Here is a 25,587-nt window from a genome sequence, read left to right as displayed (position 1 = left end):
GCCCCTGCCAGAGCGCACCCGGCGGGCAGCCGCGCGCGCGATGGCAGAGCTGGGCAGGCAGCGCCGTCGCCTTCGGCCCGTGCCAGACGGTGGCTGCAACCCCTTGATGTGGCGATCAAAAAACTTCTGCGCTGGCTACAAGACTCCGGAATTGCCGCTGGACCACTCGATCGCACCAGCCTTTACGTCGCCCTCGTCGGCGGTCTGGCCTATCTCGGCCTTGCCTGCCTCAGCCTGCTGCTCGCCCACGCCGGCGGAAACGTCAGCCCGATCTGGCTGCCCAATGCCTGCGCCGTCGCGCTGCTGCTGCGGATGCGGCTCGGCAATGAACTGCCCTTCCTGATCGCTTGCTTTGCCGCCAGCCTTGGCGCGAACGGCGTGGTGCAACTGCCCGATAGTGTGGCGCTGCTGTTTTCCTTTGCCAACATGGTCGAGATCGGAGCCGTGCTGGTGCTCAGTCGCCTTGGGGCACACGGCGTGCAGCCCAACATGAACCGCCTCGGCGATCTGGCGCGCTTCGTCTGGGCAGGTGGGCTGGTTGGCCCGCTGCTGTCAGCGGCACTCACTGCACCGGCGATGGGCGACACGCTGAACGAGGTGCGGATCGGAGCCATGACCTGGTTCCTGACCGACAGCATGGCGATGGTGCTGATCGTGCCTATGACCCTGCTGCTGGTTGATCGGCTGCGCGGCCGGCTCGCCCCGGCCCCGGCCCGCCCGCTCGAATGTGCAGCGCTGCTTGGCGGGGGCATGGCCTGCGCCTTTCTGGTGTTCAATCAGACCCATTATCCGCTGATGTTCCTGATCCAGCCGGTCACGCTCTTGCACGCGTTCCGGCTCGGCAGTCTGGGCAGCGCCGTCCACGTCGTGGGCGTGGCGATGGTGGCAGCGGTGATGACCTGGGCGGGCCACGGCCCGATTGCCGCCGCCAGCGGCACGGGGATCGCCCAGCTGCACCTGTTGCAGGCCTTCATCGCCGCCAATTTCCTGACCGGCCTGCCGGTCTCTGCCATCCTCGCCGGACGCGACCGGATGATGGCCCGGCTCGAAGCGGGCAAGCGCGAGGTCGATCTGCTGGCGGAGAACATCAGCGATGCAATCCTGAGGTTCGACCTTGAGGGCGTGTGCACCTATGCCTCGCCCTCGGTGCAGGAGGTGATGGGGGTTCCGCCTGCGACCTTCGTCGGCGTCCATGTCGGCGAGCGGCTGCACCCCGATGCGCGCGACCGGGCGCTGCAGGCGCTGGGACGACTGCTCGATGGCACCAGCGAGCGCGAGCGTGTCACCTATCGCCGCTTTGCCGACGCGCCGGATGGCTCGCCCGTTTTCCTCGAGGCGGATTGCACCCTCGTGCGTCATCCCGAAACCGGCGTGGGCGAAAGCGTGGTGGTGGCCGCGCGCGATGTGACCGAACGGGTCGAGCTGGAACTGCTGCTGACCCGCGCGCGCCGCCATGCCGAGAACGCGGCGCGCGCCAAGTCCGAATTCCTCGCCAACATGAGCCACGAGATCAGGACACCCATGAACGGTGTGCTGGGGTTCGCCGAACTGATGCTTCAGGGTGAATTGGCGCATGATCAGCGCCGCTTTGCCGAGCTGATCGTGCAATCGGGCCGTTCGATGATGATGCTGCTCAACGACGTGCTCGATCTCAGCAAGATCGAGAGCGGGCAGTTCACGATTGATCGGGCACCGGTCAATCTCCACGCCAGCCTTGCCGAATGTGCCGCGCTGCATCGCCCGGCGGCGACCCGCAAGGGTTTGACGCTCGATCTGGTGTGCGATTGTGGGGACGATCCCGAATGCCGCTATTCCGAGGCCCGTCCGCCGTGGCTGCTGACCGACGGGCTGCGGCTGCGGCAGATCCTGCTCAATCTGATCGGCAATGCGGTCAAGTTCACCGAAGCCGGACATATCCAGGTCAGCTACCGCATAACCCGTCTTGAGGTGCGCGTCAGCGTGACCGACAGTGGCATCGGCATCAGTCCCTTGCAGCTTGAGACCATCTTCCACCCCTTCACGCAGGGAGAGGCCGATACGGGGCGTCGGTTCGGCGGCACGGGCCTTGGCCTGTCGATCAGCCGCCAGCTGGCCGCGCTGCTCGGTGGGCGGATCGAGGTCGAGAGCACGCCGGGCGAGGGATCGCTCTTCACGCTGCTGCTGCCTGCCACGCTTGTGCCGCCTCACGCGCTGGCCGAAGCGGATGACGGCGCAGTGGCGGGGTTTGCGGATCGGGTGGGAGGTGCTGATGAGCCAAGCCAGGTGCTGCCCCCTGCCCCCATCGCACCGTCGCGAATCCTGCTGGCCGAAGATCACGACATCAATCGTCTGCTGGTAACCGAGATGCTGGAGCGCTGCGGGCAGGAGGTCGATGTCGCGCATGACGGGAACGAGGCGCTGGCGATGGTGATCGATTCGATCATGCGCGGGCGGCCCTATGATCTGGTGTTGATGGATGTGCAGATGCCCGATTGCGATGGCCTGTCCGCCACCCGGGCGATCCGGGCCGAGGGGATCGGGCCGGGGCTCTTGCCGGTGATCGCGCTGACCGCCAATGCCTTCCCCGAAGATATTGCGGCAGCGCGCGCGGCAGGCATGCAGGCGCACCTTGCCAAGCCGGTGGTCTTCACCCAGCTCGCCCGCGCGCTGCAACGCTGGTTGCCGACCCGCATCGTCGAGGCCGATCCGGGCGGATCGGCAGCCCTGTCGTCTCACCCGGCGCTGACAGGCCCGGCGGCACGGGCATCGCAACTGGCACGCTCACCGCAGCTGGTCGCGCGCTGGGAGGCCCGTCGGCGCGAGGCGGTGGAGGCGGTGGCTGCCGCGCTGCGCGAGGGCGCACTGACCCAGCAGGGCGAGGTTGCCAGCACACAGATCGAAACGCTCGCCCGGCTTCTCCATAAGCTCGCAGGCACCGCCGCGATGTTTGGCGAGCCGCAGCTGGGCGAGGCGGCAAGCGCGCTGGAACGGGCGCTCAAGGCAGCCAGAAGTGCTGCGGATCGGGCCGCGCTGGCACAAGCGCTGCTCGATCAGGCCTCGGGCGCTGACCAGACCCGTTACGCCCGGAACTGATCGGGGCACTGGCGCACAGACACGCCCAGCGCACGCCGATCCCCTTGATCACGGCAAGCAAAAAGGGCGACCCGTTGCCGGGCCGCCCTCTTGCTTGTGCCAGCTGTTCTGCCGCGATCAGAAGCGGACGCGAACCCCGAAGCGGATGCCCCAGAGCGAACCGTTGATGTTGGTCGCTTCGTTCGGCGCGCGGAAGCTGGAGTAGCGATACTGCGCGCAGGGCTGTGCGGTCGTCGTCGCCAGCGTGCCGGTCGTGCCGCTCGGCGTGACCGCCTGAAGGCACTGCACGTTCACCACCGACGCGGTGTAGGGGAAGCCGACCTGCCGGATGGTGCCCCAATCCTTGTCGATCAGGTTCAGCACGTTTTCGACGTCGGCCATCAGTTCCAGCTTGCCGCCGAGAACGAACGGCACTTCCTGACGCACCGAAAGGTCAAGCTTGTGCACCCAGGGGGTCTTGCCGATGTTCTTCGGCGCGACCTGGCCCTGATATTCGTTCAGCTCCGAACCCTGCACCAGCGCCTGCACGGCGGTGAAGGTGGCGGTCGAATCGTAGCTGACGCGGCTATCGGCGGTGATGCTGCTCACGTTCGGCACGTAGAGCAGACCACGGCTGGCACGCTCGACGCCGCCGAACACCGACGAACGGCCCGGGGTCGGATCGTTCATGGTGAAGCTGTAACGCTGACCCGAACGGACGTTGTAGAAGAACTCGATCCGGGTGTTGTTGTCGCCGAACAGCTCGCTGTCGAAGCCCGCGCCCAGACGGAACTGGTGATCGCGCTGGTAGTTGGCGATCCCCTGTGCCGCAAAGTTGGCGTCGAAGAAGGCGGTGTTCTGGTAGTTCGACAGCGCCACCGACGAGGTGCCGGGGTTCTGATCGGTCACGTCCTGATAGGTGTACGAACCGTTCAGGAAGAAGCCCGAATCCCACACCTTGTCGAAGCGGCCAACGATGTTCCAGCTTTCACCGAAGCTGGTGTTGGTCAGCAGCATATCGGTGTTTTCACCCGAAGCGCCCGGCAGCACGGTGTAGCGCTGGCGCCCGTCAGGCAGAGTCGAGGTGGCGTCAGTCCGCTCGGCGGTGCGCAGGTCGGTCCATTCGAGCGCGTTGTTGATGTTCGAATAGATGACATCGACGCCGAGGTTCCAGCCATCGCCGAGGAAGCCGAAGTCGGCTTCATAGTCGACCGAGCCCGAGAAACGCCACTGCGAGGGCGGCTCGAAATTCGGGTCGAGCGCGTTGGTCGGCGACAGCGAGAAGCCGGCCTGACGCACGGCGTCAATCAGCGCCTGCGGCACGCCCGGGCCACCCGAGACGTTGTTCAGCGTGGCAGCGCCCAGCGTCTGCACCTGCGCGGTGGTCAGGCCGATGGCGGCCTGATCCGGCGTGGTGAAGGTGCCGTCGGCGTTGCGACGCAGACGGATGCGCTGGAGCGTCGGCCCGGGGTTCGAGAAGTTGTTCGAGATCCACACCAGCGGGTTGCCGCCGCCGAACAGGCCGGCCGAACCGCGCACCTGCAGACGATCGGTCGGCTGCCAGTTGAAGCCGAAGCGCGGCTGGAACAGGTCGCGCCCGTTGAGGCTCGAGGTGTTCGGGAAGCCGAAGCGCTGGAGGAAGAACTCGTTGAAGAACGGACGATCCGGCGAATCGAACAGATCGTAACGCACGCCGGCCACCACGGTGAGGTTGTCGGTCACGTCGATCGTGTCGCTGATACCGAAGGTCCAGCTGTTGTTCTGGAATTCGGCAGTGACGGTGTCGATCCCGCCGCGCAGCGGCACGGCATAGTCGAGCTCGTTCGCACGACGCGCCTGGAAATCGGCGATGCTGTCGAAATAGAACGCACCCGACACGCGCTGGGCGAACAGGTTGCGCACGTCCTGACGGCGACGCTCGGCGATCAGCTTGAGGGTGTGGTTTTCAACCTTCAGCGTGGCAGCGAATTCGATCGCCAGCGACTGGCTGTCGAGCTCGTTGGCCTGACGGCTGACGTCCGGGCCGAACTGGATGCGCTGCTGCGCCGGGGTGCAGACCAGCGGGCCAGCGCCCTGAGCGGGCGTGCCGGTGGTGGGGTTGGTCGGATCGAGACAGACCTGGAACTGGCCAAACTCGCGCCCGCCCAGCGGAACCTGCAGACGCACGTAATCGGCATAAGACACGCGCAGCTGGGTCGAGAAGGCATCCGACCACTGGTTGTTCGACTGCAGGATCCCGAAGTGGTTCTTGGCGCCCTGCGTGTAGTTGTTCGACAGCAGGTTGTAGGTCGGGTTGACGGCGGTGATCTGGCCGGTGCCGGTCTGGCCGGCGAGCAGCGCGCTGTCGTTCCAGATGTAGGTGGCGGTCAGACGGTGACCGTCAGCCACGTTCCAGTCCAGCTTGGTGACCAGCTTGTCGTCCTTTTCGACGATGTCGCTGGCAACGCCGAGCGTGTCGTAGTTGTAGACGGTCTGCGCGATCGAGCTGATGTTGGCGATCTCGGCATCGGTGATGTTGAGCTGCGAGGGCGAAACGTCGGCCGGCACGGTGTCACGGGTGCGTTCGTAGGTGACCGCGAAGAACAGCTTGTCCTTGATGATCGGGCCGGTGACCTGCGCCACATAGACCTGCGAGTCGAACGCGCCGATGCGACGCAGGTTGTCCGCCTTGGAACCGCGCAGATCGTCGTTCTGGTAGAACGCGGCGCCCATGAAGGTGAAGTTGTTGCCGCCCGACTTGAGCTGGGTGTTGATCGCACCGCCCTGGAAGAAGCCCTGCTGGATGTCGACCGGCGCAATTTCGACCGAGAATTCGCCGATCGCGTCAAGCGGCACCGGGCCGCGCGACGACACGAGGCCGCCCGATTCAAGGCCGAAGGGGTCGCCGAAGGCCACACCGTCGACGGTGAAGCGGTTGAAGCGGTTGTTCTGGCCGGCAATGGTGATCGCGCCGTTGTTGGTGGCGTCGAGCGTCACCAGCGGATCGCGCGCGGCAAGGTTGCGGACGTCGCGGTTGATGTTGGCCACACCGGCGATGTCGTTGGCGGTCAGCACGGTGGCCGCGCCGGTCGAAAGGGTGATCGCCGACTTCTGGCGCGCGCCGGTGACGACGATGGTCTGACCGGCATCGGCCAGAGCCACGCTGATGCGCTGGGCCTGACCAGCGGCCAGGAAGCCGATTTCCTGCTCGGCAGCCTCAAAGCCATCGGCGGTCACCGAGACCGAGAACGGGCCGCCCAGACGCAGACCGGCAGCGTTGAAGCCGCCCGATGCGTCGGTGGTCTGCACCGAACGGGTGCCCGAGGGCACGTGGGTGACGACAACAGTCGCGCCGACAACCGGGTTGCCGCTCGAATCGACGACTTCGCCGCGCACCGACGAGGTGGTTTCCTGCGCGAACGCCGGCGTGGCGATGGTGGTGGTCGCAGCAAGGCTGACGATGCTCGCCGCAAGGAGATACTTAAGCTTCATGGATGAGGCCCCTGGTAACTGGTGGAGAGTGATAAGCTTGACGTGATGTGGCCTGCCCTAGGCCGGAACGCTTGCGGCAAAGCGACTGTTCTGTGACAGTTTGATGAAACGCCCTGACGCGACGCGGCGATTCCTTAGTGCGAGTCTCTCCGAACGCCAGAAAAGTGTCGGATTTGCGCGCGTTCCGCCGACGGGTGTTGCATCGCAGCAACGCCCGAAGTGAATTTCTTGAGGCACATCAATAGGGCAGGATCAGACCCGCCGGAGCGGGGGCCAGCCCCGAGGTCAGGCGAGGTTGATCTCGCGCAGGCGCTCCATGAGGTAATCATGCGCGGTGATCGGCGGCGGCGGGGGATTCGCGTCGGCCGGATCGACACATTCGGGCAGCGGCTCGATCAGGAAATCGGGCCGGAAATGCAGGAAGAACGGCATGGAATAGCGCGCCCGCCGCGCCGCTTCCCCGCGCGGGTTGACGACCCGGTGCGTAGTCGAGCGCAGCCGTCCATTGGTCTGGCGCTGGAGCATATCACCGACATTGATCACCAGCGCGCCCGCAGGCACATCCACCGCATACCACTGGCCGTCCTTGGCGAGCAGTTCGAGCCCCGCTTCCTCCGCACCGAGGAGCAGCGTGATGGTGTTGATGTCCTCATGCCCCGCCGCGCGAATCGCACCCTCGGGCGCGCCTTCGCCCAGCGGCGGGTAGTGGAGCAGGCGCATCACCGAATTGCCGTCTTCCACGCTCGCAGCGAAGAAATCCCGCGGGCGGCCGAGGTGCAGCGCGATCGCCTCAAGCACGCGGCCACCGGCGACTTCAAAGGCGCTGAACAGCGCGCTCATGGTCTCGCGGAACCCCTCGACCTCGGTCGGCCAGACATTGGGGTCCATGAATTCACTGAGCGGGTGGCCTTCGGGCAGATCGCGCCCGACGTGCCAGAATTCCTTGAGGTCGAACACCTCGGCGTCCTTGGCCTTCTCGGTGCCGAACGGGGTGTAGCCGCGCGCGCCCCCGCGGCCCTCGATCTTGTAAGCGCGCTTCACATCGGCCGGCAGGGCGAAGAAGGCCTTGGAGACAGCCTCGGCCTCGTCGATCAGGCTTTGCGGAATGCCGTGATCGCGCACCACGGCAAAGCCATACTCGCCAAAGCTGCGCCCCAATTCGTCGGCGATGGTTTCAAGCGGCTGGGCGAGGCTGACGGATGCGATGTTGATCATGGGACGCGCCCTTACACCTGCGTGCAGGCGCCTGCCAAGAGGTCAGTAGGGCAGGAACAGGCTCGCCAGCGCCGCGCTCATCAGATTGGCGAGACTGCCTGCCGCAAGCGCCTTCAGCCCCAGCTTGGCGATCACCGGGCGCTGGTTGGGGGCAAGCCCGCCAGTCACCGCCATCTGGATCGCGATCGAGGAGAAATTGGCAAAGCCGCACAGCGCGAAGGTAATGATCGCGCGGCTGCGGGCGGTCAGCTCGGATCCCTGCATATTGCCGAGATCAATGAAGGCGACGAATTCGTTGAGCACGATCTTGGTGCCGAACAGCCCGCCCGCGATCTGCGCCTGATCCCAGTCGGAAATGCCGATCAGGAACATCACTGGCGCAAACAGATAGCCGAGCAGCTTCTGGAAGCTGAGGGTCGACAGCCACGCCGCCGCCTCGGGCGAAAGCGGCGCGCCGGCGCCTGCCGCGAGGTTGACGATGCCGCCGCCGATCCCCGCCAGCATCCCGTTGGCGAGCGCCACCAGCGCCACGAACACCATCACCATCGCACCCACGGCCACAGCCAGCTTCACGCCGGTCTGCGTGCCTTGCGCTGCGGCTTCGATGATGTTGGCCGGGCGCTGGCCTTCCTCGAAAGTCTCCGCCGCGCTGACCTCGTCTGCCTTGGCGCCGCCTTCGAGGATCGAGGCAGGGCCAACCGCGCTGATCCGCGCCTGGGGGAGTTCGACCTCCTGCCCGTTCTCGTCATACATCACCACGCGGGTCGCTTCAGCCAGCGCATTGGCCTTGCCGCGCGCCCGTGCGACGGCTGCCGCTGCGACCGAGCCTTCGTAACCCGTCGGCCCTTGCGGCTGATCTGGCATCATGATCTTCGCCATCAGGATCCCGCCGGGCGCCGACATGAACGCCGCGGCCAGCAGGAAGGGCACGGCGTCCTCGCCGATGAAGCTGGCATAGGCGGCAAGGATCGTGCCCGCCACGCCCGCCATCCCCACCGCCATCAGCGTGAACAGGCCCGAGGGGCTGAGGGCGGCGAGATAGGGCCGCACCACCAGGGGGCTTTCCGACTGGCCGACGAAGATGTTGGCCGCCGCGCCCAGCGCCTCGACCTTGCTGATCCCGGTGATCCAGCCGATCGCCCCGCCCACCCAGCGCACCAGCCGCTGCATGATGCCGAGGTGATAGAGGATCGAGACGATCGCCGCGAAGAACACGATCACCGGCAGCGCGGCGATGACGAAGGTGTTGGCGAAGGGGTTGGTCTCCATCGCGCCGAACACGCTGGTGATCCCGACCTTGGAGAAATCGAGCAGCGCGATCACGCCCTGCGAAAGCCCGCCGATCACGGCGACGCCCGCATCGGTGCGCAGCACGATCAGCGCGGTGATCGCCTGCAAGGCGAAGGCTGACCCCACCACGCGCAGATTGATCTGCCGCCGCGCCGAAGACAGCGCGATAGCGATGGCGAGAATGGCGAGCACGCCTGCAAGGCTCAGCAAGGTGGACGTGAGACTTCCGTTCACGGCAGCGATTAATCCCTGGATGCTTTGAAAAGTGATCCGATCCCCCGCACGCAGGACAGCTAGTCCCACACGCAGCACGGCTGGGCGTGGCAGTTTGCGGCAGCACTTGCAAGCCGGATGCGACAGCGCGCTGTCACAAACACCGGCCCCTGCGCCGGTGACAGGCACAATGCGCGCGCTTTTCTTTTGTTCGCGCGCTGGCTAGCACCCACAACATGGATCAGCCCGCCACCGCCGCTCCGGCCGCCGCCCCTTTCGCTGCCACCACGCCTGCGGGTGTTTCGATGCCGCTCGGAATGTTCGTCTACACCCTGCTCTATGGCGGAATGACAGTGCTGGCGGGCGTGCTCGCCTACAAGCAGGTGCAACTGCCGCCGACGAGCCTTGCGGTCGAAAGCGGGATCTTCCCCTTCCTGCTGCTGGTGGTGATTTCGAGCACGCTGTCGCAGCTTTACGGGCGCGATGCGGCCAAGCGGATCGTGTGGTGGGGCTTCTTCCCGCTCGGCCTGTCGGCGCTGCTGATGCAGCTGGTGCTGGCCCTGCCCGCATCCTCGGAGATGATCGCCTTCCGCCCTGACGATCTTGCCGCCTTCGAGCGCGTCCATGCATCGACCTGGCGGGTGTGGATGGCGGGCCCGGCGAGCTACATCACCTCGCTCCTCCTCAACATCTGGATCTTCGACCGGCTGCGCGGCAGCGGCGATGGGGAGAGCACCATCGGCCTGATGATACGCGGCGCGGTGGCCTCGGCGCTTTCGCAGGCGGTCGATTCGGTGATCTTCATCACCCTCGCCTTCTACGGCGAGTTCGACATCACCGATCTGATGATCGGGCAGGTGCTCGCCAAGGTCTTCCTGAGCCTGGTGATGGTGCCGTTCCTGATCACCTTCGGGGTGCGGGCGGCGCGCTGGCTTGACGCGAAGAAGACGAGCTAGGCCATCGCTTCCCACACCAGCGCCGACAGGCCGGCCCAAGTGGTGAACATCACGAGATAGGGCCAGCGGCGCGGCCATAGGCGGGTGACCAGCGCGGTCGCTGCCGCCGTCCCTGCAAGCGCGATCAAGGCCGCAGCGGCAAGCCGCGTGCCCGTGCCGGTCAGCGCGCTCTGAAGCGCGATCGTCGCCCATTGGGCCGGTAGCAGCGCCAGCACCCAGCCCGGCCATGCGCCCGGCATGGCAATCGCCGTCAGCAGCACCGCCGCCTCTCCCGCAACGATGGCGAGCGCAACCCACCAGCCCCGCGGAGCGGCCGAAAGCGCAAACAGGCTCCCGCGCGCGGCAAAGCTGGTGCTGGCGATAACGGCGGCGAGCACGGCAGCAAGCGGATCACCAAACGCGGGCAATCCGAGCGCCAGCGCCAGAAGCACAAGGCCCGCCCCGTTGAGCAAGGCGGCGATCACCCCCACCCGAAAGCGCCCGGCAATGGCGGCCGGGATCATCCCCGCCCCCATCAGCCCGACCGCAAACACCGGGGCCGTGGTGCGCGCATCGCCAGCCATCGCCAGCACGCCGGCAGGCACGATGCACCCGACAAGCGCGGCAATCAGCCATGGCAGCAGCGGGCGGCGCGCGGGTTGATTGTCGGACGAGGTGTTCATCGGACGTCAGTGCTAGAGACGATGAGAATTGTCGAGCCGAGGTTGCCAACAGACAGCCTCTCCACATCGCACCCAATCGGTCGCAAAGCGACCGCAAGGGCGACCGCCCGCCCGCAGCGGGTCCGCAGCGTAGCGGAGGACGTCTAGCGAGGATGCAGCCGCGGAGGCGGCTGCGAAAAACAAGAATGGTGAGCCCGACAGGATTCGAACCTGTGACCCGCTGATTAAAAGTCAGCTGCTCTACCTACTGAGCTACGGGCCCACTCTGGTGCCGCGCGGAGGCGGCAGGCGCGCTCACCTAGGCAGGGGGCGCGGGCGGGTCAAGCGGGCTTGATGATGCGCAAGGCTAAGCCCGTGCGGGGGCGTGCGCCAGTCGGGGGCGATGGCGCAGGCGGGATCGAGGACGAAGCGGCGCTGGGCGAAGGCGGCATGGGGGATGACCAATCCCTCCGAGCGCCATGCTCCGCCGCTCCACAGGATAATGTCGCAATCGAGCACCCGGTCGCCCCAGCGCTGGCCGGAGCGGCGGCCGAATTCGCGCTCGGTGCGCTTGAGCGCCGCAAGCAGCGACGGCGGATCGAGCGCGCTTGCCAGCACCAGCGCGGCATTGGCGAAGCGGCGCGATGCTGCGCCCATCGCGGGCGTGCCAAGCACGGGAGAACGCGCGGTCACGGTGCCGAAGGCGGCGCATTCCTCCATCGCCGCGCGCACAACATCACGCGGATCGCCATAGCGGTGGTGCCGCCGGTTGCTCCCCAGCGCGATGAGATAGGTGCTGCTCAGCTCAAATGTCCTCGGCGATGCGTCCGTAGAGCTGCGGACGGCGGTCGCGGAAGAAGCCCATCCCGGCGCGGTGGGTCGCGGCGCGGGCGAGGTCGAGCCGGGCGACCAGGATGCCGGTCTCGCTTGCGCCGTAATCCCCCACCAGATCGCCCCATTCGTCAGAGATGAAGGAGTGCCCGTAGAAGCGCTGCCCGCCTTCGGTGCCGATGCGGTTGCTTGCCACCACAGGCATACAGTTCGAGACCGCGTGGCCGATCATCGCGCGCCGCCACATCCGGCTGGTGTCGAGGTCGGCGTCATAGGGTTCCGAGCCGATCGCGGTGGGATAGAGCAGCAGTTCTGCGCCCAAGAGCGCCATGACGCGCGCACATTCGGGATACCACTGATCCCAGCAGATGCCCACGCCGACGCGGACGACAGCGCCATCCTCGCCCGGCACATCCCACACCTTGAAGCCGGTATTGCCGGGGCGGAAATAGTACTTTTCCTCATAGCCCGGTCCATCGGGAATGTGGCTCTTGCGATAGGTGCCTTGCACCGCGCCGTCCGGGCCGATCATGGCGAGGGTGTTGTAATAGTGGTGCCCTTCGCGCTCGAAGTAGCTGGTGGGGATCGTCACCTTGAGCTTCGCCGCGAGCGCCTGCATCGCGATCACGCTGGGGTGCTCAGCCGTCGGGCGGGCGAGCGCAAACAGCGCCTCGTCCTCCTCGCGGCAGAAATAGGGGCCGGAGAACAGTTCGGGCGGCAGGATCAGCTGCGCGCCTTTGGCGGCGGCTTCCTCGACCAGTGCCGAGACGGCGGCGATATTGGCGGCTTCGTCCTCGGAACCGAGGGGGAGCTGAAGGGCGGCGACAGTGATGGCGGTCATGCCGCCGCCCCTACCTTATTACTTCGCCTTCTTGAACAGCAGAGTCATGCGGTCGCTTTCGCCCAGACCCTGAAGCTCGGGCCGCTTGGTGGAGAGCACCGGGGGCATTTCCCACACGCCGTCCTTGTGATCGGCACTGTCCTTGGGGTTGGCGTTGATCTCGCTGGTGGCGACCAGTTCGAAACCGTTGACGCGCATGAAGTCGATCACGTCCTGCTGGCGCAGATAGCCCTTGGTGCCGTTGGCGTAGGACCACGGCGCATCGGCCTTGGCGCGGTGCTGTTCGATGCCGAGCAGGCCATCATCCTTGAGCAGCTCGCGCATCGCGCGCAGTTCGGTATCGGCAGTGCCGCTGCGCAGCAGGTTGTGCATCGCGCGCATCACCAAGATGCGGTCGAAGGTGCCCTTCTGGCCTTCGAGATTGTCGAGCGTGATGCCGCTGAACTTTTCGGCCGGCAGCCCGGTGTAGCCTGCCACTTCCTTGCCGAAGCCCGCCGCGGTGTCGCGGATGCGCTGCTGGCGCGCCGGATCGGTGGTGGCGGTCAGCGGGTTGGCATAGAGGCCGACCAGCTGGCCCTCACCGCCCAGATAGTGGCCCAGCAGGCGCGAATACCACCCGCCGCCGGGCGCATATTCGCCGACCTTCATTTCGGGGCCGACATGGAAGAAGGCGAGCGTTTCGGCCGGGTGCCGGAAGGCGTCGCGGGCAGCGTCTTCCTTGCGGGTCGGGTGCTGGATCGCGGCGGACAGCTGCTCGCCGTGCATCTTCATGAAATGCGCGGTGTCCTTGATGTGGGCCTCGTCCACCTCGGTGCCGTGGCCTGCGTGGGTATCGGCGAGCGTCGGCGCGGCGATGGCAAGGCCGCTCGCGGTGGCGAGGGCGAGGATCAGTTTCTTCATGGTAACTCTCTCCCGAGGGTTTGCGAATGGGCTGTGTCTAGGGCCAGAAAGGCTGCAGCGGTAGGGCGCAAAAAATGCACTCTGGCAATGGCCGGATGCTGGCCTATCTCTGGGCGAAAGCAATGGAGAATTCGATGAGCAACATGGAAACGGCGATCATCGCCGGCGGGTGCTTCTGGTGCACCGAGGCGGTGTTCCGCGATGTCGTGGGCGTCGCGAGCGTCGAGAGCGGCTATATCGGTGGCACCAAGGCGCACCCGACCTACAAGGAGGTCTGCACCGGCACCACCGGCCATGCCGAAGGCATCCGCGTGACCTTCGACCCGGCTGTCATCAGCCTGCCCGAGATTTACGACGTGTTCCTCGGCACGCATGATCCGACGCAGCTGAACCGGCAGGGCAATGACATCGGCACCCAGTATCGCAGCGCGATCTTCCCGCTGTCGGACGCGCAGGGCGCCGAGGCCGAGGCGGCGATCGCGCGCTGGAATGCCGAGAACGGCAAGGTGGCCGTCACCACCATCGAAGGCCTGTCGGGCGGCGTGCAGACGGCGGAGTGGTATCCGGCCGAGGACTACCATCAGGAATACTGGGACGGCGAAGGCCAGCGCAACCCCTACTGCCTTGCGGTGATCCCGCCCAAGCTGATGAAGCTGCGCAAGAGCTTTCAGAAGTATGTGAAGGACTGAGGTCGAACCAATTTCGTCTCCCCGGCCCCCGAGCCGGGGCCCCGCTGCCTTTGGCCTTGGCGGAAGAAAGCGGGGTCCCGGGTCAAGCCCGGGAAGACGGGCGTGGCCTATGCCCTCACCCACCGCGCGACAAAAAATCCGTCGAGCCCGCCTTCATCGGCCAGCATCCCCGGATGGGTGCGCAGCCAGCCCTCGCTTGTGGGGGCGAGGCCAGCAGGCAGCTCCTCTACCGTGATCGGCTTCGGCGTCAGGCCCAGCTCGGCGTCGATCCACGCGGCCTGTTCCTCGCCCTCCTCGGCCTCGAGCGAGCACACGGCATAGACCAGCACGCCGCCGGGGTTGAGCCACTCGGCGGCCTTGGCCACGAGCGCGCGTTGCAGTTCCGCCATCTCGGCCACCTGCCCCTTGCCGATCCGGTGGAGCACATCGGGGTGGCGGCGGCAGGTGCCGGTTGCGGTGCAGGGCGCGTCGATCAGGATTGCGTCGAAGCGGTGCTTGGGCTCCCACGTCAGGGCATCGGCGCGCACCGGCGAGGCCTTCAATCCGGTGCGCTTGAGGTTGTCTTTGAGCAGGTCGAGCCGCCGCTTCGACATATCGAGCGCCGTGACCTTCCATCCGCTTGCTGCCAGCTGCATGGTCTTGCCGCCGGGCGCGGCGCACAGGTCGAGCGCAGAGCGCCCCTCACCCGCCCCCAGCAACCGCGCCGGGATCGAAGCCGCGAGATCCTGCACCCACCAACCGCCCGCCTTGAAGCCTTCAAGGCTCTCCACCGCGCTCCCGCGCGGCAGGCGAATGTGCCCCGGTGCGAGGCTGACCCCGCCCATCGCCACCGCGCGGGTGGCGGTTTCGGCAGCATCCTTCAGCGCCAGATCGAGTTCGGGCGGGAAGGCAAGGCCCGGCGCAATCGCGGCGGCCTTGTCCGCGCCCCAGCGTTCCACCACCCGTTCGGGCAAGGTCGGCGCCTCGGGCAGCGCCGCCCCCTGCTTCACCCCCCCAGTCTTTATGGCCGCCGAGAACACCCCATGCGCCAGCCTGCGCGGCCCGCCATCCAGCAGCGCGAGGCCGGTCGCGATCACCGCATGGGGCGGGGTGTCGAGCCGCAGCGCCTGGGCCAGCATCAGCCGCAGCACCATCCGCGCCTTGGCATCATCGGGCAGGCGCTGCTTGGTGGCGCTGTCGATCAGGGCGTCAAGATCGGTCAGCCAGCGCAGCGTCTCCCCCGCGATCGCCTTGGCCAGCGCACGGTCCGGCGCCTTGCGAATGTCGGCAAGCGCCGTCCCTTCGGCCTGTTCGAGCGTCTCGCCGCGCCGGAACACGGCATCGAGCAGGCGGAGCGCAGCGCGGCGCACGGGGAGTCCGGGGGGTTGGGCCATGCCCGCGCGCCTAACGCTTATTGAAACAAAGCGCCAGCATGGGCATTTGGGACAGCATGACCCGAGAAAAGTCCGAAGCCGCCAAGGCCTTCAAGAAGCCCGCCCACTGGACCAACGACCCCGTGCCGGCCCCGAAGGCGGTCACCAACGACGAGAAGCTCTCCCCCACCCGCTATGGCGACTGGGAGCGCGGCGACGGAATCGCGGTCGATTTCTAGGCGCGCCCCGCCCGGCGCGTTGGTGACGGGTCTTTGTCGTGTCTTGTCGCGCCCTGGCGATGTTTCACGTGAAACAATGGCCCTGACGCCCTAGATCGCCGCCCCCTCAGAGCGGCGTGAAGGTGACCTTCAGCCCGTCCTTGGGCTGCGGGATCGGCCAGTCCTGCCATTCGGGATTGTAACCCGCCGCCGCTTCGATCCGGTAACGCTGGAGCAATTGGGCGAGCAGGATCTTCACCTGCATATAGGCAAAGTGCAGCCCCAGGCACATGTGCGCCCCGCCGCCGAAGGGCACCCAGGCATATTTGTGCCGCGCCTTCACCTGTTCGGGCGTGAAGCGCATCGGATCGAAGGTGAAGGGCTTGTCCCAATATTCCTCGGAATGGTGCGTCCAGTAGATGTTGATCCCCACCATTGCCCCTGCCGGGATGCGATAGCCGCCATATTCGAATTCGCGCAAAGCCCGGCGCGGCATCGAGGGCACCGGGGGCACCATCCGCAGCGATTCCTTGAACGCCATTTCTGTGAGGTCGAGCTTGGCGAGATCGTCGTAGTCGAGGGCACGCGGATTGCCGTCGCCATCCGGGCCGCCGGTCACCGCGAAGATCTCGTCGCGCACCTTTTCCTGCCATTCGGGGTTGGTGGCGAGGTGATAGATCAGCGAGGTCGCCGAGGAGGTGATGGTGTCATGCGCCGCCATCATCAGGAAATTCATGTGATCGACCACCTCGTCGACCGGCAGCAGGCTCCCGTCCTCGCGGGTGGCGGTGGCGAACTGGCTGAACATATCCTGCCCGCCCCCTTCCGCGCGGCGGCGCAGGGTCTCGCGGGTGAAGTAGTCGACGAGGAAGGCGCGCCCGTCGACGCCCTTTTTCATCTTGGTGAAAGGCAGCGGCCTGCGCACCGGCGCGACCGAGGCCTGCACCATGTCGACGAAGGCCTCGTTGATCTTGTCGGCTTCCGGCCCCCAGGGCAGGCCGATGAAGCTGTCGGCGGCGAGATCGAGGGTGAGTTTCTTGATCGCCGGGTAGAACGCCTTCGGCCCGGCCCAGGTCGCCACTTCGCGGGCGATCCCGCGATTGAGCGCGCCCGAATAGTGCCGCATCGGTTCAGGCTTGAACGCGATCGAGAGCGCGCGGCGGTCAATCCGGTGATGGTCGAAGTCCATCAGCATCAGCCCGCGTGGGAAGAGCTGGTCAAGCACCGGGCCCCAGCCTTGCTCTGACGAGAAGATCTTGTCCTTGTTGAACAGCAGCAGCTCGTTCGCCTCGGCACCGATCAGCGCGACCTGCCAGCCGCCGAAGGCGCGGTTCTTGTAGACCTTGCCGTGGGTCTTGATCATCCGCTCGGCAAAGGCGTGCGGATCGGCGAGCATGGTGAAGGTGTTGCCGACCACCGGCCAGCCCGCTTCGCCCGGAATGTGGGCAAGATCGGCTTCGGTAAGGCGCAGCTCGCTCCAGTGGCGGGGCGCATCGGCAGGTGCAGTGTCGCGGGCGGTCGGGGCTTCGGCAAGGGTGGCCATGTGACGTCGATGCTCCGGTTATCAGGTTCGGATTCGCAACTTACCCTAGTGAAAGTTTCGCGCAAGTTTCCACAGCGTCAAATCCATCCGCCCAGCTCGCGCCGCAGCATCGCCTCGATCATCGCGAGGCCGTGATCCGAGGTGTTGAGGCATTCGAGCACGGCGTAATCCTCGCCGCCTGCCTCGCAGAATTCCTCGCGGCCCTCGATCGCCAGTTCCTCCAGCGTCTCGACGCAATCGGCGGCAAAACCGGGGGCGGCGACCACGAGGCGCTTGGTGCCCTTGCCGCCTTCCGCGATCAGCGTCGCATCGGTCGAGGGTTCGAGCCATGCGGCGGGGCCGAAGCGCGACTGGAAGGTGGTCTCGAACCGCACGCCCGCGAATTCGGGCCGCGTCTCCAGCATCTCGCGCAGCAGGCGGGCGGTCTTCATGCAGTGGCAGTAATAGGGATCGCCCTTCTCCAGCGTCTGCTGCGGCATTCCGTGGAAGCTGAGCAGCATCACCTCGGGCTTGAACTTCAGCGCGCGCACCTGCCGGGTCAGATCCTCGGCGAGCGCGGTGAGGTAATTGGGATCGTCGTGATAGGGGGGCACGAAGCGCAAGGCGGGCTGCCAGCGCATCTTGCCGAGCACGCGGGCGATCTCGTCGAACACGGTCGCGGTCGTCGCGGCGCAATATTGCGGATACATCGGGGCGACGAGGATGCGGTCGCAGCCGTCGGCCATCAGCGCGGTGAGGCGGCTTTCGATCGAGGGATTGCCGTAACGCATCGCCCATTCGACCTGCACGCTCTCGCCGAAGCGGCCCACCATCGCCTCGGCCTGCCGCGCGGTGATGTCGGCGAGCGGCGAGCCGCGCTCCGTCCAGATCTTCTGATAGGCCTTGGCGCTTTTCTGGGGGCGGGTGTTGAGGATGATCCCGCGCAGGATCAGCTGCCAGGCGATCGGCGGGATCTCCACCACCCGCGTGTCCGAGAGGAACTGCTTCAGGTAGCGCTTGACCGATTCCGGGTCAGGCCCGTCGGGCGTGCCGAGGTTGATCAGCAGCACGCCGATCTTGCCGCTGCGCACAGGAGGATGGTCGCCCGGAAGGCGCTGGGTCTGCCAGGTCATAGCCCGCCTAACGGTTGGCAGGCGTTTGGTTTCCGCACGCCCGCGATTGGCGCGGTTTCATGTTGCAAAAATGTCGGGATCATATGCCGTCCGAAAGTAGGGGCAGGCGGCGCAGGCGCAAGCCGGTCGCCGAATAGAGCGCATTGGCAATCGCTGGCGGGGCGACGACAGCGCCCAGCTCGCCGGGATCGGCAGGCGGGGCTTCGCTGGCGAGGAATTCGATCCGCATCTCGGGACATTCCGCCAGCGTCGGCAGGCCGAGCGCGGCAGGATCGACCGCTTCGGGCAGCCCGCCGCGCAGCCGCACCGGATTGCCCAGCGCAATGCCGATGCCGAACACCAGCCCGCCCTCGATCTGCTGGCGGGCGATGTCGTGATTGACGATCCGGCCGATATCGGCGGCGACCGAGAGGCGGATGACACGCACCCCGCCCTCGCCCTGCCTTGCGGTGGCAACGCAGGCGATGCGCGCGGCTTCCGGCCCTTCGCCGATGCGGGCGCAGGCAAGCCCCTGCCCGCTCTGGTCGGCGCCGCCATCCCATCCGGCAAGGCTCGCCGCGCGCTGGAGGCAGGCGGCGAGGCGCACATCGCTTCCGAGCATCGACATCCGGAACGACAGCGGCTCGCGCTTCGATTTGGCAGCGATTTCGTCGATGAAGCTTTCGATGGCGAAGATCGTCGGCCCGTGGGCATTGCCGCGCACCCGCCCGACCGGCAGGCCGATGGCTGCGGGGATATGCTCGACCATCACGGCGGGCAGCTGGTAGGGCGGCACCGCGCCCTCGCAGGCGAGCGGATCGGCCTCGCCTTCGGTCTCGCGGATCGCTGCCATGCTGGTGAGATTGCCGAACAGGCGCTTGCCGAATTCCAGCGCGCCGGGCGGCGTGGCGATACGGATGCGCATCGCGTCGATCTGTCCCTGACCGCCCTTGGCCAGCTGCGCGCCGAGCAGCATCCAGTAGGGCGCGCGCGGGCGGGCGCGGATCACTTCGTCGCGGCGGGGCCAGGTGAGTTGCACCGGGCGATCCAGCTCGCGCGCGATCTGGGCGATTTCGATGGCGTGATCATGCTCCAGCCGGGCATCGAAGCTGCCGCCTGCGGGCATCGGGTAGAGCGCGACATCCTCGGTGGCGATCCCGATCGCACGGGCTGCAGCGATACGCGCCTGTTCGGGCGCCTGGGTCGCGATCCACAGATCAAGCCGCCCGTCGATATAGCGCGCCGTCGCGGTCGCGCTTTCGACCGGCATGGCATAGGCCGGCTCGACCTCATAGCGCCGCCCGATATCGACCCGCTGGAGCGCATCGCCGCCATAGCCGGTCTCGGCGATGACCTGCCCCTCACCGGACGTCAGCAGCGTATCGAGCCGCGCGGCAATATCGACGCTGTTGGCGGGCGCCGTCGTCTTGAAGCGCGGTTTCATCGCGTTGAGCGCAGCCTCGGCGCTCCACCATGTGTCTGCGGCTACCGCCAGCCAGCGCTTGCTTTCGACGATCCCGGCAAGGCCTCGGACGCTGCCTGCCGCCGCCTTGTCGTATTGGCCCAGCTCCGAACCATCAACGGGGCCGTGGCGGATCGAGGCGAACACCATGCCCGGCAGGCGGACGTCGCCCGCAAAGCGGTAGGAGCCATCGACCTTGGACGGCAGGTCGATGCGCGGGAAAGCGGGCGCGGCGTCGACATCGGCGGGCAAGGGCTTTTCGCGCGGAGGCTCGGGCCGCAAGGGGGGCGGGTCAGGGGGCGTGTAGTCGGCGGCGGCCTCGGCCAGTTCACCAAAGCCCGCGCGCTTGTCGCCATGGCGCACGAAGCCGCCCTCGACCTCACATTCCTCCCAGCCGACGCCCCAGCGCGAGGCGGCCTCCTGCGCCAGCATGGCGCGCGCGGCAGCGGCGGCTTCGCGGCAGGGCATCTCATAGGCTTCCAGCGAGGTGCCCGCCGCCGTCGCCGTAAAGCGCTGGCTTCCGGCAAAGCGGGCCGCGATCAGATCGTCGGTCGCAGCCGAGAGCCCGGCGAAGCTCGGATCCCACAGCGCCATCCACTTCTTGGCCAGCGGGAGATTGGCATAAGCCCCCGAAAGCGGCGCCGGTTCAACCGCAACCTGCCGCCAGTCGGCCCCGAGTTCATAGGCAACGATCTGCGGCAGCAGCGTGGTGATCCCTTGCCCCATCTCGAGCTGCGGGACGGCAACCGTCACCACCCCGTCACTGGCAATCTTGATCCACGCGCCGAAAACGTGCTCGCCGCTCGCTGCCACCAGCGGCGTGCGGTAGGCGCGCGGCATCAGCCACCAGGCGACCACCAGCCCGCCGCCCGCAGCCGCCCCGACCAGCAATCCGCGCCGCGTGACCTGCATCCCCTAGAGCTTCCCCGTATCGAGCCAGCGCGCCAGCCCTGCCGCAATCGCCATGAAGGGCGCGGCGGTCTCGTCCTCGCCTGCCGCCGGCGGCTCGCCCTTGTCGCCCGCGATCCGCGTCGCCAGCGTCAGCGGCACCCGGCCGAGGAAGGGGATCTCCAGCGCAGCGGCGAATTTCTCCACCCCGCCGCTGCCGAAGGGATCGCTGATGTGGCCGCATTCGGGGCAGCAATAGCCCGCCATGTTCTCGACCAGCCCGATGATCGGCACCTCGCCCTGTTCGAACAATTGCCCGGCGCGGGCAGCGTCGATCAGCGCGAGGTCCTGCGGGGTCGACACGAGCACCGCGCCATCGGGCTTGTGGGCCGAGAGCATCGAGAGTTGCACATCGCCCGTCCCAGGCGGCAGGTCGACCAGCAAGAGATCGGTCTCGCCCCAGTCGGCATCGATCAGCTGCGAGAGCGCCTTGCCCGTCATCGGCCCGCGCCACGCCAGCGCCTTGCCCGGCGCGACGATGTGCCCCATCGAGAGCACCTTGACGCCATAGGGGCTGTCGATCGCCACCAGCTGCGCGCCATCGGGCGTGGCGGTCGGCTTGATCCCTTCGGTCTTGAGCAGCTTGGGCTGCGAGGGGCCGTAGATGTCGCCGTCGATCACGCCGACGCGGCGGCCCATCTTCGCCAACGCGACCGCGAGATTGGTGGTCAGCGTCGACTTGCCGACCCCGCCCTTGCCGCTCCCCACCGCGATGAGGCGGCGGCGGCGGCGTTCTCCGGTCAGCGCGATGCGCACCTCGTCCACTTCGGGCAGCGCAGAAAGCGCGGCGGTGATCGCCGCCTCCAGCTCGGCGCGGCCGGTGTCGGACAGATCGCCGGCCTCAGCCACAATCACCGCGCGCCGCGCGACAATCCGCGCAGAGCGCAGGCGGTGGTTGATTTCGGGGCTGAGCGCGGCCCGGATCAGCGCCTCTTCGGCGGCCGGATCACGCGGGGGCTGGTGGGGCGAAACGTCTGACTTGTCCATGACGGCACGCCTCTAACACCAAATTCACGCAGCGAACCCCTGTTTTTCGCCGAAACGCGTGCCTATAAACAGGCCATGCAAAGAATGGTCGGTTGGAAAGAACGTCTTGGTGCTGGCCTCAAGGGCCTTGCCATGGCTGGCAAGAATAACCCTTGGGGCGGCTCGGGCGGGGGTGACGGCCCGGGCGATGATGGCGTGCCAGGTGATGGCGGCGCTGATGGCGGCGCAGGGGGCAAGGGCGATGGCCCGCGCAATCCGTGGCTGCCCGGCGGCAGCGAGCCCGGCAAGCGGCGCTCGGCCAGCATCGAGGACATCTTCAAGAACCGCGGCCCCGAAGGCCCGCGCCGCGCAGGCGGCGGCGGCACCGGCGGCGGGCCGACCTTCCGCCTGCCGGAACGTCCGGGCGGCAAGAGCTGGGTGCCGGTGATCATTGGCGGGCTGGCAACGGTGTGGGTGCTGGTCTCAAGCTTCCACTTCATCCAGCCCGGCGAACAGGCAGTCGTCACCTGGCTGGGCGGCAAGTATTACACCACGCTCGACAGCGGCACCAACATCACTGCCCCCTGGCCGCTGCACATGGTCGAGAAGGAAAACGTGACCCAGGTGCGGCTTGAGGAAGTGCCCGGCACCAAGGCCGAAAAGCTGATCCTGACCGGCGACCAGAACCTCGTCGATCTCAGCTACCTGATCCGCTGGAACATCTCGGATCTGGCGCTCTACAAGTACCAGCTCAACGACCCGCGCAACGCCCTGCTGGAAATCGGCGAGGCGGCGATGCGCGCGGCGGTGGCGCGGCAGGATCTGGATGCGGTGCTGACCGGCGCGGGCCGGGCCGAGATCGAACAGGACGTGCGCGCCGCGATGCAGGCACGGCTTGATGCCTATCGTTCGGGGATCAGCGTGCAGGGGATCGAAATCGACAAGGTCGATCCGCCCGCTGCGGTCGAGGAAGCCTTCAAGGACGTGTCCTCGGCGCAGCAGGATGCTGACGCGGCGGTCAACCGGGCGCAGGCCGTGGCCCAGCAGTTGCTCGCCCGTGCGCAGGGCGATGCCCGCGAGTTCAACGACATCTACGCCGAATACAAGCTCGCGCCCGAAGTGACGCGGCGCCGCCTCTATTACGATACCATGGAGCAGATTCTGTCCAAGACCGACAAGACGATTGTCGAATCCGGCAATGTCACGCCCTACCTGCCGTTGCCTGAAGTCCGCCGCCGGGCCCAGCAACAGCAGCCCTCGCAGCAGGGGGAGTAGGCTGATGGACGCGCTGCTTGCCAACACCAAGACGCTGGTGATCGCGGGGATCGTCGCGCTGGTCGCCGTGCTGTCGAGCACGGTGATCGTGCCCGAGACCCATCAGGCGGTGGTGATCCGCACCGGGGAACCGGTGCGCGTCATCAACCGCTTCCGCCCCGATGCGCCCTATGGCTCGACCGGGGCCGGGATCGCGCCGCGCATTCCCTTCGTGGAAGAAGTGCGGATGATCGACCGCCGGGTGCTCGATCTCGACATGGAGCGCACCCAGGTGCTCTCCAACGACCAGAAGCGCCTCCAGGTCGATGCCTATGCGCGCTACCGCATCATCGATCCGGTCAAGCTGGTCGAAAAGGCCGGCAGCGAGCGCCAGCTTGAAGCACAGCTGCTGCCGATCCTCACCTCGGTGCTGCGGCAGGAGTTGGGGCGGCGCCCGTTCGAGGCGCTGATCAAGGCCGAGCGCGGGACAGCGATGTCGAACATCACCGAGACGCTCGACAAGCAGGCGCGCAATTATGGCGCGCAGGTGCTCGATGTGCGGATCAAGGGCGCTGACCTGCCCGAAGGCGGCCCGCTCGATGCGGCCTTCACCCGGATGAAGACAGGGCGCGAGGAAGACGCCGCCAAGATCCGCGCCGAAGGCCAGCGCGATGCGCAGATCATCCAGGCCGAAGCCAGCGCCGCCGCGGCCCGCATCTATGCCGAGGCCTATGGGAAAGACCCGAAGTTCTACGATTTCTACCGCGCCATGCAGAGCTACCGCCAGACCTTCCTCAACGGTCAGGGGCAGAGCACGATGGTGCTGTCGGAGGACAGCGAGTATTTCCGCCAGTTCAAGGGTGAACGCTGACCATTCGACAAAGCGCCGACAGGCGGCGCTGAACGGTGCGGATGTTCAATCAGCGTTCAGCCCCCGGAGGCGCAATTGGGACGCCATGACCCGGCTTCGGGCGGGCCGATGCAAACGGTTTCAGGAACGCGGGGCAACCCCCGCGCATTCCGCCAAAGGATAAGGACCAAGAGGACGTGAACAACGTGCGCTATGTATACGGACTGTCGAGCGCGCTGCTGGTGGGCGGCGCTGCCATCTCGCTGATCACCGGTTCGCCGCTTGGCGCGCAGGTGGCCCAGAACGACGATTCGGTGATGAACCGGGTGGTGCCGGTCGCAGGCGCGCCCGCCAGCTTTGCCGACCTTACCGCGCAGCTTCAGCCGGCGGTGGTCAACATCTCGACCCGCCAGCGCGTCGAGGTTGCCAACAACCCCTTCGCCGGCACGCCCTTTGCCGAACTGTTCAACCGCCGCGGCGGAGGCCAGCCGCAAACCCGCGAAGCGCAGTCGCTGGGTTCGGGCTTCATCATTTCGGCTGACGGCTATGTCGTCACCAACAACCACGTGATCAGCCCGCCCGATACCCGCGCGAAGCTTGAATCGATCACAGTCACCCTGCCCGACGGCACCGAATACGAAGCCGATTTGGTCGGAGCCGACGCGGCATCCGACCTGGCGGTGCTCAAGATCCGGTCGAGCAAGACCTTCCCCTTCGTCAAGTTCGGCGATTCCAGCGCCGCGCGTGTCGGCGACTGGGTGGTGGCGATCGGCAACCCCTTCGGCCTTGGCGGGACGGTGACCAGCGGGATCATCTCGGCGGTCTATCGCAACACCGGCCAGGGCGGCGCCTATGACCGCTATCTCCAGACCGACGCCAGCATCAACCGCGGCAATTCCGGCGGCCCGCTGTTCGATATGCGCGGCAACGTGATCGGCATCAACAACGCGATCTTCTCGCCCTCGGGCGGCAGCGTCGGGATCGGTTTTGCGATCCCTGCCGAAATCGCCGCACCGATCGTGGAGAAGCTGCGCTCGGGTCAGGAAATCCAGCGCGGCTATCTCGGCGTGCGGCTCCAGCCGGTTGACGAGGATCTGGCGCTCTCGCTCGGCCTGCCCAAGAAGCGTGGCGAGCTGGCGCAGGTGGTCGAGGACGGCAGCCCCGCCAGCAAGGGTGGCCTGAAGTCGGGCGACATCCTGACCCGGGTCAACGGCAAGGATGTCACCAGCGAACAGACCGTCTCCTTCCTGGTGGCCAACATCCAGCCGGGCACCACGATCCCGGTCGAGGTGCTGCGTGAGGGCAAGCCGGTGAAGCTCAACGTCACGCTCGGCAAGCGCCCGAGCGAGGCCGAATTGCAGGCACAGGCACAGACCTTCGACCCCGAATCCGAAGAGCCGATGGCACCGGGCACCTCGGACAGCACGATCGAGCAGAAGCTCGGGATGCAGGTGATGCCGATGAACGCGGCCGTGGCCCGCTCGCTCGGGATTCCGGCCGATACGCAGGGCGTGGTGATCGCTGCGGTCGACCCCAATGGCGATGCCGCGCGCAAGGGTCTGCGGCGCGGGGACATCATCCTGTCGGCCAACTACCAGCCGACCGCTTCGGTCGAGGCGCTGCTGGCGCAGGTCAACGCCGCTGTGGCCGAAAACCGCGAGGCGATCCTGCTGCGCGTCCAGCGCCGCACCACCCCGCCCGCCTTCATCGCGGTGCGGATCACCAAGTAAGCGGCCCGCATAGGGCAAACAAAAAGGGCGCCGGGAGCAATCCCGGCGCCCTTTTTTCATGGCCCCCTCTTGAAG

At 66.9% G+C, this 25,587-nt stretch carries 19 protein-coding genes and 1 tRNA gene; 7 read left to right on the top strand and 13 right to left on the bottom strand.

Going from position 1 to position 25,587, the window contains the following annotated elements:
* Window positions 1-108: 108 nt before the first annotated feature.
* Complete coding sequence (locus PS060_RS07550; RefSeq protein WP_273986593.1) at window positions 109-3,072, top strand: ATP-binding protein; 2,964 nt, start codon at window positions 109-111, stop codon at window positions 3,070-3,072.
* 117 nt (window positions 3,073-3,189) lie between these two features.
* Here PS060_RS07550 and PS060_RS07545 read toward each other — a convergent pair whose 3' ends face one another.
* The 3 genes from PS060_RS07545 to PS060_RS07535 form a co-directional block, all read right to left on the bottom strand.
* Window positions 3,190-6,522: a TonB-dependent receptor gene (locus PS060_RS07545; protein ID WP_273986591.1), complete on the bottom strand. Its 3,333-nt coding sequence runs from the start codon at window positions 6,520-6,522 to the stop codon at window positions 3,190-3,192.
* Window positions 6,523-6,807: 285 nt separating this feature from the next.
* The gene (locus tag PS060_RS07540) at window positions 6,808-7,737 is read right to left on the bottom strand and encodes an isopenicillin N synthase family dioxygenase (protein WP_273986589.1); all 930 of its coding nucleotides are present in this window, start codon (window positions 7,735-7,737) and stop codon (window positions 6,808-6,810) included.
* 42 nt (window positions 7,738-7,779) lie between these two features.
* Window positions 7,780-9,261 (bottom strand): NupC/NupG family nucleoside CNT transporter, encoded by a 1,482-nt coding sequence (locus tag PS060_RS07535; protein WP_273986588.1) that lies wholly within the window; start codon window positions 9,259-9,261, stop codon window positions 7,780-7,782.
* Between the two features lie 215 nt (window positions 9,262-9,476).
* Between PS060_RS07535 and PS060_RS07530 the strand changes: the two genes are divergently transcribed.
* Window positions 9,477-10,196, top strand: coding sequence for a queuosine precursor transporter (locus PS060_RS07530; protein ID WP_443112409.1), 720 nt, complete (start codon window positions 9,477-9,479; stop codon window positions 10,194-10,196).
* On the opposite strand, the gene PS060_RS07525 is transcribed toward PS060_RS07530, so the two are convergent.
* The 5 genes from PS060_RS07525 to PS060_RS07505 all read right to left on the bottom strand — a co-directional run bounded on the left by PS060_RS07525 (window position 10,193) and on the right by PS060_RS07505 (window position 13,409).
* A complete protein-coding gene (locus PS060_RS07525) occupies window positions 10,193-10,858 on the bottom strand; it encodes a hypothetical protein (RefSeq protein WP_273986587.1) in 666 nt (221 codons plus the stop codon). The two genes, PS060_RS07530 and PS060_RS07525, sit on opposite strands and share 4 nt — an antisense overlap.
* Before the next feature lie 186 nt (window positions 10,859-11,044).
* A tRNA-Lys gene (locus PS060_RS07520) sits at window positions 11,045-11,120 on the bottom strand.
* Between the two features lie 32 nt (window positions 11,121-11,152).
* A complete protein-coding gene (gene folK, locus PS060_RS07515; protein ID WP_273986883.1) occupies window positions 11,153-11,617 on the bottom strand; it encodes a 2-amino-4-hydroxy-6-hydroxymethyldihydropteridine diphosphokinase in 465 nt (154 codons plus the stop codon).
* A 25-nt stretch (window positions 11,618-11,642) separates the two neighbouring features.
* Window positions 11,643-12,509, bottom strand: coding sequence for an N-carbamoylputrescine amidase (gene aguB / locus PS060_RS07510; protein ID WP_273986586.1), 867 nt, complete (start codon window positions 12,507-12,509; stop codon window positions 11,643-11,645).
* 18 nt (window positions 12,510-12,527) lie between these two features.
* Entirely contained in the window at window positions 12,528-13,409 is an 882-nt protein-coding gene (locus PS060_RS07505; protein WP_273986585.1) for a class I SAM-dependent methyltransferase, read from the bottom strand.
* Between the two features lie 143 nt (window positions 13,410-13,552).
* Between PS060_RS07505 and msrA the strand changes: the two genes are divergently transcribed.
* The gene (gene msrA, locus PS060_RS07500; RefSeq protein ID WP_273986882.1) at window positions 13,553-14,098 is read left to right on the top strand and encodes a peptide-methionine (S)-S-oxide reductase MsrA; all 546 of its coding nucleotides are present in this window, start codon (window positions 13,553-13,555) and stop codon (window positions 14,096-14,098) included.
* 107 nt (window positions 14,099-14,205) lie between these two features.
* Here the strand turns inward: msrA and PS060_RS07495 are convergent, their stop codons facing one another.
* Window positions 14,206-15,471, bottom strand: coding sequence for an RsmB/NOP family class I SAM-dependent RNA methyltransferase (locus tag PS060_RS07495; RefSeq protein ID WP_273986583.1), 1,266 nt, complete (start codon window positions 15,469-15,471; stop codon window positions 14,206-14,208).
* A gap of 56 nt (window positions 15,472-15,527) precedes the next feature.
* Between PS060_RS07495 and PS060_RS07490 the strand changes: the two genes are divergently transcribed.
* Window positions 15,528-15,689: a DUF1674 domain-containing protein gene (locus PS060_RS07490; protein WP_273986582.1), complete on the top strand. Its 162-nt coding sequence runs from the start codon at window positions 15,528-15,530 to the stop codon at window positions 15,687-15,689.
* A 106-nt stretch (window positions 15,690-15,795) separates the two neighbouring features.
* Here PS060_RS07490 and PS060_RS07485 read toward each other — a convergent pair whose 3' ends face one another.
* From PS060_RS07485 to PS060_RS07470, 4 genes are all read right to left on the bottom strand, one after another.
* A complete protein-coding gene (locus PS060_RS07485; RefSeq protein WP_273986581.1) occupies window positions 15,796-17,211 on the bottom strand; it encodes a cytochrome P450 in 1,416 nt (471 codons plus the stop codon).
* A gap of 77 nt (window positions 17,212-17,288) precedes the next feature.
* Complete coding sequence (gene hemH, locus PS060_RS07480; protein WP_273986579.1) at window positions 17,289-18,323, bottom strand: ferrochelatase; 1,035 nt, start codon at window positions 18,321-18,323, stop codon at window positions 17,289-17,291.
* Window positions 18,324-18,402: 79 nt separating this feature from the next.
* Window positions 18,403-20,676, bottom strand: coding sequence for a molybdopterin cofactor-binding domain-containing protein (locus tag PS060_RS07475; RefSeq protein WP_273986578.1), 2,274 nt, complete (start codon window positions 20,674-20,676; stop codon window positions 18,403-18,405).
* Window positions 20,677-20,679: 3 nt separating this feature from the next.
* Entirely contained in the window at window positions 20,680-21,699 is a 1,020-nt protein-coding gene (locus PS060_RS07470) for an Mrp/NBP35 family ATP-binding protein (protein WP_273986577.1), read from the bottom strand.
* A 132-nt stretch (window positions 21,700-21,831) separates the two neighbouring features.
* Here PS060_RS07470 and hflK point away from each other — a divergent pair, with 132 nt between their 5' ends.
* The 3 genes from hflK to PS060_RS07455 all read left to right on the top strand — a co-directional run bounded on the left by hflK (window position 21,832) and on the right by PS060_RS07455 (window position 25,512).
* Window positions 21,832-22,953, top strand: a complete 1,122-nt coding sequence (gene hflK / locus PS060_RS07465; protein WP_273986576.1) for a protease modulator HflK — start codon at window positions 21,832-21,834, stop codon at window positions 22,951-22,953.
* Window positions 22,954-22,957: 4 nt separating this feature from the next.
* Window positions 22,958-23,803: a protease modulator HflC gene (gene hflC / locus PS060_RS07460; RefSeq protein ID WP_273986573.1), complete on the top strand. Its 846-nt coding sequence runs from the start codon at window positions 22,958-22,960 to the stop codon at window positions 23,801-23,803.
* Between the two features lie 176 nt (window positions 23,804-23,979).
* Window positions 23,980-25,512 carry a Do family serine endopeptidase gene (locus PS060_RS07455; RefSeq protein ID WP_273986572.1) on the top strand — a complete coding sequence of 511 codons (1,533 nt, stop codon included), beginning with the start codon at window positions 23,980-23,982 and terminating at the stop codon, window positions 25,510-25,512.
* Window positions 25,513-25,587 lie beyond the last annotated feature (75 nt).

This window comes from Erythrobacter sp. BLCC-B19, from assembly GCF_028621955.1.
In the GTDB taxonomy this organism is placed as follows: domain Bacteria; phylum Pseudomonadota; class Alphaproteobacteria; order Sphingomonadales; family Sphingomonadaceae; genus Erythrobacter.
The sequence above is the reverse complement of the archived record's forward strand: the minus strand, read 5'-3'. Positions and strand labels throughout refer to the sequence as shown.

What these genes read in the sequence shown, in the direction of transcription:
- PS060_RS07545 (WP_273986591.1), bottom strand. Translation starts at nt 6,522, where the DNA reads ATGAAGCTTAAGTATCTCCTTGCGGCGAGCATCGTCAGCCTTGCTGCG.
- PS060_RS07540 (WP_273986589.1), bottom strand. Translation starts at nt 7,737, where the DNA reads ATGATCAACATCGCATCCGTCAGCCTCGCCCAGCCGCTTGAAACCATC.
- PS060_RS07530 (WP_443112409.1), top strand. Translation starts at nt 9,477, where the DNA reads ATGGATCAGCCCGCCACCGCCGCTCCGGCCGCCGCCCCTTTCGCTGCC.
- PS060_RS07525 (WP_273986587.1), bottom strand. Translation starts at nt 10,858, where the DNA reads ATGAACACCTCGTCCGACAATCAACCCGCGCGCCGCCCGCTGCTGCCA.
- aguB (WP_273986586.1), bottom strand. Translation starts at nt 12,509, where the DNA reads ATGACCGCCATCACTGTCGCCGCCCTTCAGCTCCCCCTCGGTTCCGAG.
- PS060_RS07505 (WP_273986585.1), bottom strand. Translation starts at nt 13,409, where the DNA reads ATGAAGAAACTGATCCTCGCCCTCGCCACCGCGAGCGGCCTTGCCATC.
- msrA (WP_273986882.1), top strand. Translation starts at nt 13,553, where the DNA reads ATGGAAACGGCGATCATCGCCGGCGGGTGCTTCTGGTGCACCGAGGCG.
- PS060_RS07495 (WP_273986583.1), bottom strand. Translation starts at nt 15,471, where the DNA reads ATGGCCCAACCCCCCGGACTCCCCGTGCGCCGCGCTGCGCTCCGCCTG.
- PS060_RS07490 (WP_273986582.1), top strand. Translation starts at nt 15,528, where the DNA reads ATGACCCGAGAAAAGTCCGAAGCCGCCAAGGCCTTCAAGAAGCCCGCC.
- PS060_RS07485 (WP_273986581.1), bottom strand. Translation starts at nt 17,211, where the DNA reads ATGGCCACCCTTGCCGAAGCCCCGACCGCCCGCGACACTGCACCTGCC.
- hemH (WP_273986579.1), bottom strand. Translation starts at nt 18,323, where the DNA reads ATGACCTGGCAGACCCAGCGCCTTCCGGGCGACCATCCTCCTGTGCGC.
- PS060_RS07475 (WP_273986578.1), bottom strand. Translation starts at nt 20,676, where the DNA reads ATGCAGGTCACGCGGCGCGGATTGCTGGTCGGGGCGGCTGCGGGCGGC.
- PS060_RS07470 (WP_273986577.1), bottom strand. Translation starts at nt 21,699, where the DNA reads ATGGACAAGTCAGACGTTTCGCCCCACCAGCCCCCGCGTGATCCGGCC.
- hflK (WP_273986576.1), top strand. Translation starts at nt 21,832, where the DNA reads ATGGCTGGCAAGAATAACCCTTGGGGCGGCTCGGGCGGGGGTGACGGC.
- hflC (WP_273986573.1), top strand. Translation starts at nt 22,958, where the DNA reads ATGGACGCGCTGCTTGCCAACACCAAGACGCTGGTGATCGCGGGGATC.